This window comes from Metabacillus malikii, from assembly GCF_030813355.1.
GTDB lineage: Bacteria > Bacillota > Bacilli > Bacillales > Bacillaceae > Metabacillus > Metabacillus malikii.
The window spans coordinates 1-12556 of sequence record NZ_JAUSUD010000028.1 but is presented as its reverse complement, the minus strand read 5'-3'; the positions used below and the strand labels follow the sequence as shown (position 1 = coordinate 12556).

At 38.4% G+C, this 12556-nt stretch carries 26 protein-coding genes; all 26 read left to right on the top strand.

The annotated features are described in order from the left end of the window. Window positions 1-15: 15 nt before the first annotated feature. The 26 genes from rplD (at window position 16) to rpsK (ending at window position 12343) form a co-directional block, all read left to right on the top strand. On the top strand, window positions 16-639 hold the full coding sequence (gene rplD, locus J2S19_RS20175; protein WP_307345666.1) for a 50S ribosomal protein L4: 624 nt from the start codon (window positions 16-18) through the stop codon (window positions 637-639). Beyond that, window positions 639-926, top strand: coding sequence for a 50S ribosomal protein L23 (gene rplW / locus J2S19_RS20170; RefSeq protein ID WP_307345663.1), 288 nt, complete (start codon window positions 639-641; stop codon window positions 924-926). Before rplD ends, rplW begins: the two co-directional genes overlap by 1 nt. A gap of 27 nt (window positions 927-953) precedes the next feature. Beyond that, the gene (gene rplB, locus J2S19_RS20165) at window positions 954-1784 is read left to right on the top strand and encodes a 50S ribosomal protein L2 (RefSeq protein ID WP_307345660.1); all 831 of its coding nucleotides are present in this window, start codon (window positions 954-956) and stop codon (window positions 1782-1784) included. A gap of 57 nt (window positions 1785-1841) precedes the next feature. Continuing rightward, the gene (rpsS, locus tag J2S19_RS20160; protein WP_307345656.1) at window positions 1842-2120 is read left to right on the top strand and encodes a 30S ribosomal protein S19; all 279 of its coding nucleotides are present in this window, start codon (window positions 1842-1844) and stop codon (window positions 2118-2120) included. Between the two features lie 17 nt (window positions 2121-2137). Beyond that, window positions 2138-2482 (top strand): 50S ribosomal protein L22, encoded by a 345-nt coding sequence (gene rplV, locus J2S19_RS20155; protein WP_307345655.1) that lies wholly within the window; start codon window positions 2138-2140, stop codon window positions 2480-2482. 3 nt (window positions 2483-2485) lie between these two features. Then, window positions 2486-3142 carry a 30S ribosomal protein S3 gene (gene rpsC, locus J2S19_RS20150; protein ID WP_095301362.1) on the top strand — a complete coding sequence of 219 codons (657 nt, stop codon included), beginning with the start codon at window positions 2486-2488 and terminating at the stop codon, window positions 3140-3142. 1 nt (window position 3143) lies between these two features. After that, on the top strand, window positions 3144-3578 hold the full coding sequence (gene rplP / locus J2S19_RS20145) for a 50S ribosomal protein L16 (protein WP_307345652.1): 435 nt from the start codon (window positions 3144-3146) through the stop codon (window positions 3576-3578). Continuing rightward, window positions 3568-3771: a 50S ribosomal protein L29 gene (rpmC, locus tag J2S19_RS20140; RefSeq protein WP_095301363.1), complete on the top strand. Its 204-nt coding sequence runs from the start codon at window positions 3568-3570 to the stop codon at window positions 3769-3771. Before rplP ends, rpmC begins: the two co-directional genes overlap by 11 nt. 21 nt (window positions 3772-3792) lie before the next feature. Further along, window positions 3793-4056, top strand: coding sequence for a 30S ribosomal protein S17 (gene rpsQ / locus J2S19_RS20135; RefSeq protein WP_307345649.1), 264 nt, complete (start codon window positions 3793-3795; stop codon window positions 4054-4056). Between the two features lie 37 nt (window positions 4057-4093). Further along, the gene (gene rplN, locus J2S19_RS20130) at window positions 4094-4462 is read left to right on the top strand and encodes a 50S ribosomal protein L14 (RefSeq protein ID WP_095301365.1); all 369 of its coding nucleotides are present in this window, start codon (window positions 4094-4096) and stop codon (window positions 4460-4462) included. A 36-nt stretch (window positions 4463-4498) separates the two neighbouring features. Further along, complete coding sequence (rplX, locus tag J2S19_RS20125) at window positions 4499-4810, top strand: 50S ribosomal protein L24 (protein WP_307345647.1); 312 nt, start codon at window positions 4499-4501, stop codon at window positions 4808-4810. Window positions 4811-4835: 25 nt separating this feature from the next. Beyond that, the gene (gene rplE, locus J2S19_RS20120) at window positions 4836-5375 is read left to right on the top strand and encodes a 50S ribosomal protein L5 (RefSeq protein WP_307345644.1); all 540 of its coding nucleotides are present in this window, start codon (window positions 4836-4838) and stop codon (window positions 5373-5375) included. A 25-nt stretch (window positions 5376-5400) separates the two neighbouring features. After that, a complete protein-coding gene (locus J2S19_RS20115; RefSeq protein ID WP_307345641.1) occupies window positions 5401-5586 on the top strand; it encodes a type Z 30S ribosomal protein S14 in 186 nt (61 codons plus the stop codon). A 30-nt stretch (window positions 5587-5616) separates the two neighbouring features. Next, the gene (gene rpsH / locus J2S19_RS20110) at window positions 5617-6015 is read left to right on the top strand and encodes a 30S ribosomal protein S8 (RefSeq protein ID WP_307345639.1); all 399 of its coding nucleotides are present in this window, start codon (window positions 5617-5619) and stop codon (window positions 6013-6015) included. A gap of 29 nt (window positions 6016-6044) precedes the next feature. Beyond that, window positions 6045-6584 carry a 50S ribosomal protein L6 gene (gene rplF / locus J2S19_RS20105; RefSeq protein ID WP_307345636.1) on the top strand — a complete coding sequence of 180 codons (540 nt, stop codon included), beginning with the start codon at window positions 6045-6047 and terminating at the stop codon, window positions 6582-6584. Between the two features lie 33 nt (window positions 6585-6617). After that, window positions 6618-6980 (top strand): 50S ribosomal protein L18, encoded by a 363-nt coding sequence (gene rplR, locus J2S19_RS20100; protein WP_307345633.1) that lies wholly within the window; start codon window positions 6618-6620, stop codon window positions 6978-6980. Between the two features lie 24 nt (window positions 6981-7004). Beyond that, the gene (rpsE, locus tag J2S19_RS20095) at window positions 7005-7505 is read left to right on the top strand and encodes a 30S ribosomal protein S5 (RefSeq protein ID WP_307345629.1); all 501 of its coding nucleotides are present in this window, start codon (window positions 7005-7007) and stop codon (window positions 7503-7505) included. Window positions 7506-7518: 13 nt separating this feature from the next. After that, on the top strand, window positions 7519-7701 hold the full coding sequence (rpmD, locus tag J2S19_RS20090; protein ID WP_307345627.1) for a 50S ribosomal protein L30: 183 nt from the start codon (window positions 7519-7521) through the stop codon (window positions 7699-7701). A 31-nt stretch (window positions 7702-7732) separates the two neighbouring features. Continuing rightward, window positions 7733-8173, top strand: coding sequence for a 50S ribosomal protein L15 (gene rplO / locus J2S19_RS20085; RefSeq protein WP_307345625.1), 441 nt, complete (start codon window positions 7733-7735; stop codon window positions 8171-8173). Further along, window positions 8173-9462 (top strand): preprotein translocase subunit SecY, encoded by a 1290-nt coding sequence (secY, locus tag J2S19_RS20080; protein ID WP_307345623.1) that lies wholly within the window; start codon window positions 8173-8175, stop codon window positions 9460-9462. Before rplO ends, secY begins: the two co-directional genes overlap by 1 nt. A 59-nt stretch (window positions 9463-9521) precedes the next feature. Next, window positions 9522-10184, top strand: a complete 663-nt coding sequence (locus J2S19_RS20075) for an adenylate kinase (RefSeq protein WP_307345621.1) — start codon at window positions 9522-9524, stop codon at window positions 10182-10184. Next, window positions 10171-10917, top strand: coding sequence for a type I methionyl aminopeptidase (gene map / locus J2S19_RS20070; RefSeq protein WP_307345619.1), 747 nt, complete (start codon window positions 10171-10173; stop codon window positions 10915-10917). The genes J2S19_RS20075 and map overlap by 14 nt, the downstream gene beginning before the upstream one ends. Before the next feature lie 258 nt (window positions 10918-11175). Next, window positions 11176-11394 carry a translation initiation factor IF-1 gene (gene infA / locus J2S19_RS20065; RefSeq protein WP_003348578.1) on the top strand — a complete coding sequence of 73 codons (219 nt, stop codon included), beginning with the start codon at window positions 11176-11178 and terminating at the stop codon, window positions 11392-11394. A gap of 35 nt (window positions 11395-11429) precedes the next feature. Beyond that, entirely contained in the window at window positions 11430-11543 is a 114-nt protein-coding gene (gene rpmJ, locus J2S19_RS20060; RefSeq protein WP_003156543.1) for a 50S ribosomal protein L36, read from the top strand. A gap of 22 nt (window positions 11544-11565) precedes the next feature. Continuing rightward, a complete protein-coding gene (rpsM, locus tag J2S19_RS20055; RefSeq protein ID WP_026561242.1) occupies window positions 11566-11931 on the top strand; it encodes a 30S ribosomal protein S13 in 366 nt (121 codons plus the stop codon). Window positions 11932-11953: 22 nt separating this feature from the next. Next, window positions 11954-12343 (top strand): 30S ribosomal protein S11, encoded by a 390-nt coding sequence (rpsK, locus tag J2S19_RS20050; protein ID WP_046586377.1) that lies wholly within the window; start codon window positions 11954-11956, stop codon window positions 12341-12343. Window positions 12344-12556: the final 213 nt, after the last annotated feature.

The following is a 12556-nucleotide window of genomic DNA, read 5'->3' as shown; positions in this document are numbered from 1 at the left end:
AGGAGGAATTGGATAATGCCTAAAGTAGCATTATTAAACCAATCTGGATCAAACGTTGGTGAAATCGAGTTAAATGATTCAGTATTTGGTATCGAACCTAATCAACACGTATTATTTGAAGCGGTAATTATGCAAAGAGCTTCCCAACGTCAAGGAACTCACAAAGTAAAAAACCGTTCTGAAGTTGCAGGCGGAGGACGTAAACCATGGCGTCAAAAGGGTACTGGACGTGCTCGTCAAGGATCTATTCGCTCGCCACAATGGCGCGGTGGTGGTACTGTATTTGGTCCAACTCCACGTTCATATTCTTATAAATTACCTAAAAAAGTTCGCCGTTTAGCTATCAAATCAGCTTTATCATCAAAAGTAATTGACAACAGCATTGTAGTGTTAGAAGATTTAACATTTAACGCACCAAAAACGAAAGAAATGACTTCTGTATTAAAAGGTCTTTCAGTCGATAGAAAAGCGTTAATCGTTACTGCTGACATCAATGAAAATGTTGCGTTATCTGCACGTAATATTCCAGGAGTAACAGTAGTTACTGCTAATGGAGTAAACGTACTAGATGTACTTAATCATGATAAGCTTATTATAACGAAAGCTGCGGTGCAAAAAGTAGAGGAGGTGCTTGCATAATGAAAGATCCTCGTGATATTATTAAGCGCCCCGTAATCACTGAACGTTCAACTGATTTAATGACCGAGAAAAAATACACTTTTGAAGTTGATGTTAGAGCTAACAAAACTGAAGTTAAAGATGCTATTGAGTCTATCTTTGATGTTAAAGTTGAGAAAGTAAACATCATGAACTACAAAGGGAAATTAAAACGCGTAGGTCGCTATACTGGCTTAACTAATCGTCGTCGCAAGGCTATTATTAAACTAGCTGCTGATAGCAAAGAAATCGAATTATTTGAAGTATAATTTTAATAGAAAAGGAGGGATATCGATATGGCGATAAAAAAATATAAACCAACCTCAAATGGTCGTCGTAATATGACAGTATCAGATTTTGCTGAAATTACTACAGACCAACCAGAAAAGTCATTACTAGCACCTCTTCATAGAAAAGGTGGACGTAATAACCAAGGTAAATTAACAGTTCGTCACCAAGGGGGCGGACATAAACGCCAATATCGTGTGATTGATTTTAAACGCGACAAAGATGGAATACCAGGACGCGTTGCTACAATCGAATACGATCCAAATCGTTCAGCAAATATCGCACTAATCAACTATGTTGATGGTGAAAAAAGATATATTCTTGCACCTAAGAACTTAAAAGTAGGATTAGAAATCATGTCTGGCCCTGAGGCAGATATTAAAGTGGGTAACGCATTACCATTGATTAACATTCCTGTAGGTACTGTAATCCACAATATCGAATTAAAACCTGGTAAAGGTGGCCAATTAGTACGTTCTGCTGGTACTTCTGCACAAGTTCTTGGTAAAGAAGGAAAGTACGTTCTAGTACGCCTAAATTCAGGAGAAGTTCGTATGATTCTTGCTACTTGTCGCGCAACAATTGGTCAAGTAGGAAATGAACAACACGAATTAATTAACATTGGTAAAGCAGGTCGTTCTCGTTGGTTAGGTAAACGTCCAACTGTTCGTGGATCTGTTATGAACCCTAACGACCATCCACACGGTGGTGGTGAAGGACGCGCTCCAATCGGACGTAAATCACCAATGTCACCATGGGGTAAACCAACTCTTGGTGCTAAAACACGTAAGAAATCAAACAAGTCAGATAAATTTATCGTACGTCGTCGTAAAAAATAACGTGGTTGAACTACGGTTCGATAGAACCGTAGCACGATCGCGAAGGGAGGTACAAACATGGGCCGTAGCTTAAAAAAAGGACCATTCGTGGATGAACATTTAATGAGCAAAGTTGAGAAATTAAATGAATCGGAGAAAAAACAAGTAATTAAAACTTGGTCACGCCGTTCTACAATTTTCCCACAATTTATTGGTCATACAATCGCTGTCTATGATGGACGTAAACATGTTCCTGTATATGTTTCTGAGGACATGGTAGGTCACAAACTTGGTGAGTTCGCACCTACACGTACTTACAAAGGTCATGCAAGTGATGACAAGAAAACAAGACGTTAATGAGAGGAGGCATTTACATGCAACAATCTAAAGCTGTCGCAAAAACAGTTCGCATTGCTCCTCGTAAAGCTCGTTTAGTTCTAGATCTTATTCGAGGTAAGCAAGTAGGCGAAGCAGTAGCAATTCTAACACACACACCAAAAGCTGCTTCTCCAATCATTGAAAAAGTATTAAAATCAGCAGTTGCTAATGCTGAGCATAACTACGAAATGGACATTAACAATCTAGTTGTATCAGAAGCATACGCTAATGAAGGACCAACTCTAAAACGTTTCCGTCCACGTGCTCAAGGCCGTGCAAGTGCTATTAATAAACGTACTAGTCACATCACAATCATCTTAACAGAAAAGAAGGAGGGATAATCTGTGGGTCAAAAGGTAAATCCAGTCGGTCTTCGTATTGGAGTTATTCGTGATTGGGAGTCTAAATGGTTCGCTGGAAAAGACTACTCAACTCTTTTACATGAAGATATCAAAATTCGTGAATACATTAGTAAACGTCTAAATGATGCGTCAGTTTCTAAAATTGAGATTGAACGTGCTGCTAACCGTGTTAATATTACAATCCACACTGCTAAACCTGGTATGGTTATTGGTAAAGGTGGTACAGAGGTTGAAGCTTTACGTAAAGCACTTAACCAATTAACTGGCAAACGTGTCCATATCAACATTTTAGAAATTAAAAAAGCTGATTTAGATGCTAAATTAGTTGCTGAAAACATCGCACGTCAACTTGAGAACCGTATTTCTTTCCGCCGTGCACAAAAACAAACAATCCAACGTGCTATGCGTGCAGGTGCTCAAGGTATTAAAACTCAAGTATCTGGCCGTTTAGGTGGCGCTGATATCGCACGTGCTGAGCATTATAGCGAAGGAACAGTTCCACTTCACACTCTTCGTGCTGACATCGATTACGGTACAGCAGAAGCAGATACTACTTATGGAAAATTAGGTGTAAAAGTTTGGATCTATCGTGGAGAGGTTCTTCCTACTAAGAAGAAAACTGAGGAAGGAGGAAAATAATATGTTATTGCCAAAACGCGTAAAATATCGCAGAGAACATCGTGGGAAAATGCGTGGCCGTGCAAAGGGCGGTACTGAAGTACATTTCGGAGAGTTCGGAATCCAAGCTTTAGAAGCTTCTTGGATTACAAACCGTCAAATTGAAGCAGCTCGTATTGCGATGACACGTTACATGAAACGTGGCGGTAAAGTTTGGATTAAAATCTTCCCTTCTAAACCATATACTGCAAAACCTCTTGAGGTTCGTATGGGATCTGGTAAAGGTGCTCCAGAAGGTTGGGTAGCTGTAGTTAAACCAGGTAAAGTTTTATTCGAAATTTCTGGGGTTTCTGAAGAAATTGCTCGCGAAGCACTTCGCTTAGCTTCTCATAAATTACCGATTAAAACGAAATTTGTAAAACGAGAAGAAATTGGTGGTGAATCTAATGAAAGCTAATGAAATTCGTGACCTTACCACTGCTGAAATTGAACAAAAAGTAAAGTCTCTTAAAGAAGAGTTATTTAACCTTCGCTTTCAACTAGCGACAGGACAATTAGAAAATACTGCTCGCATCCGTGAAGTACGTAAATCGATCGCTCGTATGAAAACTGTAATCCGTGAAAGAGAGATCGCAGCTAATAATCGTTAATAAGAGAGGAGGTTTACGCAAATGAGTGAACGTAACCAACGTAAAGTTTATACTGGTCGTGTTGTTTCTGACAAAATGGATAAAACTGTTACTGTACTTGTTGAAACATACAAAAAACACTCGCTTTACGGTAAACGAGTGAAATATTCAAAAAAATTCAAAGCACACGATGAAAATAATCAAGCTAAAATCGGTGATATCGTAAAAATTATGGAAACTCGTCCATTATCAGCTACTAAACGTTTCCGTCTAGTAGAAATAGTAGAAGAAGCTATTATTATTTAATTTGTTCGGGTAGTTATACCGAAGGGAGGTAACATAAGTGATTCAACAAGAATCTCGTTTAAAAGTTGCTGACAACTCTGGTGCTCGTGAAGTTCTTACAATCAAGGTATTAGGTGGTTCTGGTCGTAAAACTGCTAATATCGGTGATGTGATTGTCTGTACGGTAAAACAAGCAACACCAGGTGGCGTTGTCAAAAAAGGTGAAGTTGTTAAAGCTGTTATTGTTCGTACAAAGAGTGGTGCACGTCGTTCTGACGGTTCATATATCAAATTTGATGAAAATGCATGTGTTATCATCCGTGATGACAAAAGTCCACGTGGAACACGTATTTTTGGACCAGTTGCACGTGAATTACGTGAAAACAACTTTATGAAAATTGTCTCATTAGCTCCAGAAGTTTTATAATAAATATGATTGCCTTACTAAGGAGGTGCAACTAGGATGCATGTTAAAAAAGGTGACAAAGTAATGGTTATCTCTGGTAAGGATAAAGGTAAACAAGGCGTAGTACTTGCAGCTTATCCTAAGAAAGATCGCGTACTTGTAGAAGGTATTAATGTTGTTAAGAAACACTCTAAACCTTCACAAGTAAACCCACAAGGTGGAATCTTAAACCAAGAGGCACCTATCCATGTATCAAATGTTATGCCACTTGATCCTAAATCTGGTGAACCAACTCGTGTTGGTTATAAAGTGGTAGACGGCAAAAAGGTACGTGTAGCAAAAAAATCTGGTGAAACTTTAGATAAATAGTAAATAAGGAAGGGAGGTCTATCGTATGAACCGCCTTAAAGAAAAGTATCAAAAAGAAATTACACCTGCATTAATGAATAAGTTTTCTTATAAATCAGTAATGCAAGCTCCAAAGTTAGAAAAAATCGTTATCAACATGGGTGTTGGTGATGCTGTATCAAATTCAAAAGCATTAGATGTAGCAGTTGAAGAATTAGCTCAAATTACTGGTCAAAAACCAGTTATTACAAAAGCTAAGAAATCAATCGCTGGTTTCCGTCTTCGTGAAGGTATGCCAATCGGTGCTAAAGTTACATTACGTGGAGAGCGTATGTACCAATTCTTAGATAAATTAATCTCTGTTTCTTTACCACGTGTACGTGACTTCCGTGGGGTTTCTAAGAAATCATTTGACGGTCGTGGAAACTACACTCTAGGTGTAAAAGAACAATTAATTTTCCCTGAGATTGATTATGATAAAGTTAACAAAGTTCGTGGTATGGATATCGTTATCGTTACAACTGCGAATACTGATGAAGAAGCACGCGAACTATTAACACAGTTCGGAATGCCGTTCCAAAAATAATCGCTAAGTAAAGGGAGGCGAAATTGTGGCTAAAAAATCAATGGTAGTTAAGCAAAAACGTGCTCAGAAGTTCAAAGTTCAAGAGTACACTCGTTGTGAGCGTTGCGGACGTCCACATTCTGTACTTCGTAAATTTAAGCTTTGCCGTATTTGTTTCCGTGAACTTGCTTATAAAGGTCAAATTCCAGGCGTGAAAAAAGCTAGCTGGTAAAACCGTAAAACGGGAAGGAGGTTATTTTAAATGGTTATGACAGATCCTATTGCAGATATGCTTACTCGCATTCGTAATGCGAATATGGTACGTCACGAGAAGCTTGAGTTCCCTGCTTCTAAAATCAAAAAGGAAATTGCTGAGATTTTAAAGCGTGAAGGATTCGTGCGTGATGTAGAATATGTAGAAGATAATAAACAAGGTATCATTCGTATTTTTCTAAAATACGGTTCAAACAATGAGCGTGTTATTACTGGTCTAAAAAGAATCAGTAAACCAGGCTTACGTGTATATGCAAAAGCTGGTGAAGTACCACGTGTACTTAACGGATTAGGTATTGCAATTGTTTCAACTTCTCAAGGTGTTTTGACTGACAAAGAAGCTCGTGCAAAACAAGCTGGTGGAGAAGTATTAGCATACGTTTGGTAATTAGTTCAAATAGAATGGAGGTGTATTGAATGTCTCGTATTGGTAAAAAACCACTTGAAATCCCTGCTGGCGTAACTGTAACTATCGCTGATGATAATACGGTAACTGTTAAGGGACCTAAAGGTGAATTAACTCGTACATTCAACTCTGATATAAAAATCAATGTAGAAGAAAACGTCTTAACTGTAAGTCGTCCTTCTGATGCGAAAGAACACCGTGCACTTCACGGTACAACACGTAGTCTACTAGGCAATATGGTAGAAGGTGTTTCTAAAGGATTCGAAAGAGGATTAGAATTAATCGGTGTCGGTTACCGTGCTTCTAAATCTGGGAATAAATTAGTTCTTAACGTTGGTTACTCACACCCTGTGGAAATCACACCTGAGACTGGTATTGAGATCGAAGTACCTTCTCAGACAAAAGTTCTTGTTAAAGGAACTGATAAAGAGCGTGTAGGTGCTATAGCAGCTAATATTCGTGACGTTCGTCCACCAGAGCCTTATAAAGGTAAAGGTATTCGTTATGAAGGCGAACATGTACGTCGTAAAGAAGGTAAAACTGCGAAGTAATATCGCCTAGATGATAAGAAAGGAGTGACCTAAATGATTACTAAAGCTGATAAAAATGTTGTACGTAAAAAAAGACATGCTCGTGTACGCGCAAAGTTAACGGGTACTGCAACTCGTCCACGTCTTAACGTATATCGTTCTAATCAACATATCTATGCACAAGTAATTGATGATACTAACTCACAAACTTTAGTAAGTGCTTCTACTCTTGATAAGGAATTCAATCTTGACTCAAAGAGCAATACTGAAGCTGCACAAAAAGTTGGCGAATTAGTTGCAAAACGTGCTATTGAAAAAGGTGTAAAATCTGTAGTATTTGATCGTGGAGGATATTTATATCATGGTCGCATTAAAGCTCTAGCTGATGCAGCACGCGAAGCTGGACTAGAATTTTAATCGGAAAAGGAGGGACATAATAGAATGCGTCGTATTGATCCAAACAAATTAGAGCTTGAAGAACGCGTAGTTACCGTTAACCGTGTAGCTAAAGTTGTAAAAGGTGGTCGTCGTTTCCGTTTTGCTGCACTTGTAGTTGTTGGTGACAAAAACGGTCATGTTGGTTTCGGAACTGGTAAAGCACAAGAAGTACCAGAAGCGATCCGTAAAGCAATTGAAGATGCGAAAAAGAACTTAATTGAAGTACCGATGGTAGGTACAACAATTCCTCACCAAGTTATCGGTCAATTTGGAGCAGGAAACGTATTGTTAATTCCTGCATCTGAAGGTACTGGGGTTATCGCTGGTGGACCTGTTCGTGCGGTATTAGAATTAGCAGGTGTCGGTGATATCCTTTCAAAATCTTTAGGTTCTAACACTCCAATTAATATGATCCGTGCAACACTTGCTGGATTAAAAGACTTAAAGAGTGCGGAAGAAGTTGCGAAGTTACGTGGAAAATCGGTAGAAGAACTGTTAGGATAAGGAGGGAACTAAAATGGCAAATAAGTTAGAAATTACCCTCACTCGCAGTGTAATTGGTCGTCCTGAAGACCAACGTGTAACTGTTAGAACACTTGGACTAAAAAAGTTACATCAAACTGTAGTACAAGATGATAATCCTGCGATTCGCGGTATGATTAATAAAGTAGCTCACTTAGTTACAGTTAAAGAGCAATAAAAGATACAACAATAAATAAGGAGGTGTCCCAATGAAACTTCATGAGTTGAAACCAGCAGCAGGTTCACGTAAAACGCGTAATCGTGTAGGACGTGGTATTGGTTCTGGTAACGGTAAAACAGCTGGTAAAGGTCACAAAGGACAAAATGCTCGTTCTGGTGGTGGAGTACGTCCAGGATTTGAAGGTGGTCAAACTCCTTTATTCCAACGCTTACCAAAACGTGGATTTACAAACATAAACCGTAAGGATTATGCAATTGTAAACCTTGAGACTCTAAATCGCTTTGAAGAAGGTACTGAGGTAACTCCAGAATTATTGCTTGAAACAGGTGTTGTAAGCAATGTGAAATCTGGTGTTAAAATACTTGGTAATGGACAGTTAGAGAAAAAACTTACTGTTAAAGCTAACAAATTCTCTGCTTCTGCTAAAGAAGCGATTGAATCTGCTGGCGGTACAGTTGAGGTGATCTAATGTTTAAAACAATCTCCAATTTTATGCGCGTGGGTGATATTAGAAATAAAATTATATTCACCCTTTTAATGTTAATAGTATTTCGTCTTGGTACGTTCATTCCAGTGCCAAATGTTAATGCAGATGTATTACGGGCACAGGATGAGCTAAATGTTTTCGGAATCTTAAACACATTTGGTGGCGGTGCATTATTTAATTTCTCTATTTTAGCAATGGGGATAATGCCATATATCACTGCATCAATTATTGTACAACTTCTTCAAATGGATGTTGTACCGAAATTCACTGAATGGTCAAAACAAGGTGATGTTGGGCGAAGAAAACTTGCCCAATTTACAAGATATTTTACGATAATATTAGGTTTTATCCAGGCGTTAGGTATGTCTTATGGGTTTAATGCCCAATCAGGTGGAATGTTAATTGAGAATCCTGGCATTGGAACATACTTATTAATTGCGATTGTATTAACAGCTGGTACTGCATTTTTAATGTGGTTGGGCGAACAAATCACCTCTAAAGGTGTTGGGAATGGTATATCTGTTCTTATCTTTGCAGGGATTGTTGCCGGTATTCCATCTACATTAAATCAAATATATGCACAACAATTTGAAGATGCAGGAGATCAATTATTCATTCGAATTGTAACAGTTGTCATCCTATTATTAGCGATCTTAGCAGTTATAGTAGGTGTAATCTTTATTCAACAAGCACTTCGGAAAATCCCGATTCAATATGCAAAACGCTCTGGAAACAATATGGCTGGTGGTCAAACGACACATCTACCATTAAAGGTTAATCCAGCTGGTGTTATACCTGTAATCTTTGCAGTATCGTTTGTTATTACGCCTCCAACGATTGCAGCGTTTTTTGGTCCTAATGATGTGACTGAATGGATTCGGAAAATTTTCGATTATACTGAGCCTATCGGTATGATAATATATGTTGTGCTCATTATTGCATTCACATACTTCTATACATTTGTTCAAGTCAATCCTGAGCAAATGGCTGAAAACTTGAAGAAACAAGGTGGCTATATCCCTGGTATTCGTCCGGGAAAAAGCACGCAAGAATATGTTACAAAGGTATTATATCGTCTCACTTTTGTTGGTTCTCTTTTCTTAGCAGCTATAGCTATTCTTCCTGTTTTCTTTATTAAATTTGCTAACTTGCCTGACTCTGCTCAAATCGGTGGAACTAGCTTGCTAATCATTGTTGGTGTTGCACTTGAAACGATGAAACAGCTAGAAAGTCAGTTAGTAAAGCGTCATTATAAAGGCTTCATTAAATAGCAGGGATATGGGATATTTCATCCCATGCCCTTAATATAGAGACTGAGGGGGAAATACAAATGAATTTAGTGTTGATGGGCCTTCCAGGTGCTGGAAAGGGTACTCAGGCTGAACGAATTGTCGAACAGTACAATATCCCTCATATCTCAACGGGAGATATGTTCAGAGCTGCTATGAAAGAAGAAACAGAACTAGGCTTGCAAGCAAAGTCATTTATCGATAAAGGCGAATTAGTTCCAGACGAAGTAACAATTGGTATTGTTCGTGAAAGATTAGGAAAGAATGATTGCCAAAAAGGCTTTCTGTTAGATGGTTTTCCTAGAACTGTTGCTCAAGCTGATGCACTAGAAGGTATTTTAGCAGATCTAAACAAACAGATTGATTTCGTTATAAACATTGATGTAAACAAAGATATCTTAATGGAAAGATTAACTGGTCGTCGAATTTGTAAGTCATGTGGAGCTACTTACCACCTTGTTTTTAACCCTCCTACGGAAGCTGGGAAATGTGACAAATGTGGCGGAGAGCTTTATCAGCGTGCAGATGATAACGAAGAAACGGTTGCGAATCGTTTAGAGGTTAATCTTAAACAAACAGAACCACTATTAAGCTTCTATAACGAAAAAGGTTATTTAAGAAATATTAATGGGGAACAAGATATTGATAAGGTGTTTGTTGACGTTAATCAGCTGCTTGGAGGATTAGTGAATGATCATCTGTAAGACCCAGCGTGAGCTTGAAATAATGCGTGAAGCTGGTCGTATTGTTGCTCTGACACATCAAGAGCTACAAAAATCCATACAACCTGGTATCACTACTAAAGAATTGGATAGCATTGCCGAAAAGTTTATACTCGGATTTGATGCAATTCCATCCTTTAAAGGGTATAATGGATTCCGCGGAAGTATTTGTACATCCGTTAATGAAGAACTCGTTCATGGAATACCCGGTGATCGTGTATTGCATGAAGGAGATATTATTAGCATTGATATTGGTGCAAAATATAATGGTTATCATGGTGATTCTGCATGGACATATGCAGTAGGCAATATCTCTGAAGAGACCAGAAGACTTCTAGACGTTACCGAAGAGTCTTTATATCAAGGCCTCAAAGAAGCAAAGCCTGGTGACAGACTTTCAAATATATCTCATGCAATCCAGAAATTTGTTGAAGAACAGCATTTTTCTGTGGTAAGAGAGTATGTAGGTCATGGCGTAGGTCAAGAATTACATGAAGATCCGCAAATTCCTCATTATGGTCCACCTAATAAAGGCCCAAGGCTAAAGCCCGGTATGGTATTAGCGATTGAACCTATGGTTAATGCGGGTACCCGTTATGTTAAAACATTGGCTGATGAATGGACGGTCGTTACTGTCGATGGGAAAATGTGTGCTCATTTTGAACATACAATTGCCATTACGGAAACTGGCTATGAAATTTTAACGAAGGCCTAAACGAAGGTGACATTGCTTGAACGAACCTAATTCGATTCCATATTGATTGGTAATTCGGATGACATTTCGTTTAAATACTAATGGAGAAGGGCATTCATTAATCTCCGGTAAGAAAATGTTCATCATCTAGAATTCTAAATCTAAGTATCTCCGGAAGTTCAGAACAGTATAATGGAAACAGGTCGTGTGACAAAACAAGATGAAATTTCTTAATTGTCAATGAGCAAGTTACTGATTTTGAGAAGGGAGAACAGTTCAATGGCGAAAGACGATGTAATTGAAGTTGAAGGAACTGTCGTTGAAACATTGCCAAATGCAATGTTTAAGGTAGAACTTGAGAACGGTCATACGGTTTTGGCGCATGTATCTGGAAAGATTCGCATGCATTTCATTCGTATTTTACCTGGAGACAAAGTAACGGTAGAATTATCTCCATACGATTTAACTCGTGGAAGAATTACTTACCGTTTTAAATAATTAGCACTCCGTACTACTAAGGAGGTATTAAAATCATGAAAGTCAGACCATCTGTTAAACCGATTTGTGAGAAATGTAAAGTCATTCGCAGAAAAGGCAAAGTCATGGTTATTTGTGAGAATCCTAAACATAAGCAAAAACAAGGTTAATTATTAAGGAGGTGCAAGCTTAATGGCTCGTATTGCAGGTGTAGATATTCCTCGTGACAAACGTGTTGTAATTTCTTTAACATATATTTTTGGTATCGGACGTTCAACTGCACAAAAAGTATTAGCAGAGGCAGGCGTTTCTGAAGATACTCGTGTACGCGACTTAACTGAAGAAGAACTTGGAAAAATCCGTGATGTAATCGATAAACTTAAAGTTGAGGGTGACCTTCGTCGTGAAGTATCACTTAATATCAAACGTCTAATCGAAATCGGTTCTTTCCGTGGTATTCGTCACCGTCGTGGCTTACCAGTTCGTGGACAAAATACGAAAAATAATGCTCGTACACGTAAAGGACCACGTCGTACTGTAGCAAACAAGAAAAAATAAAGTAAAAGGAGGTTAACCAATAATGGCACGTAAAACTAATACACGTAAGCGTCGTGTGAAAAAGAATATTGAGAGTGGAGTTGCTCATATTCGTTCAACTTTTAACAACACGATTGTAACTATTACTGACACACATGGTAATGCATTATCATGGTCAAGTGCTGGTGCGTTAGGCTTTAGAGGTTCTCGTAAATCTACTCCTTTCGCTGCACAAATGGCTGCTGAAACAGCTGCTAAAGCATCTATGGAACATGGTTTAAAAACTCTTGAAGTTACAGTAAAAGGACCAGGTGCAGGACGTGAAGCTGCTATCCGTTCACTACAAGCTGCAGGTCTAGAAGTAACAGCTATCAGAGACGTTACACCAGTACCACATAATGGATGCCGTCCACCAAAACGTCGTCGTGTGTAAATTTTCTGTATAGATTTTGTATCCCTGTCAATAATGGGTTATGATACAGTATATAAGTTCTATCAGAATTACTTTGTTGTTGTGCACATTCGGGAACTTTTGAATGGGGAATTTCGGTTAGACGGTTTAAACGTTTTTGTCTAGCCGGGGTTTCGACGTTTTGAAGGAGGGTTTATAGATGATAGAAATTGAAAAACCAAAAATCGAAACGGT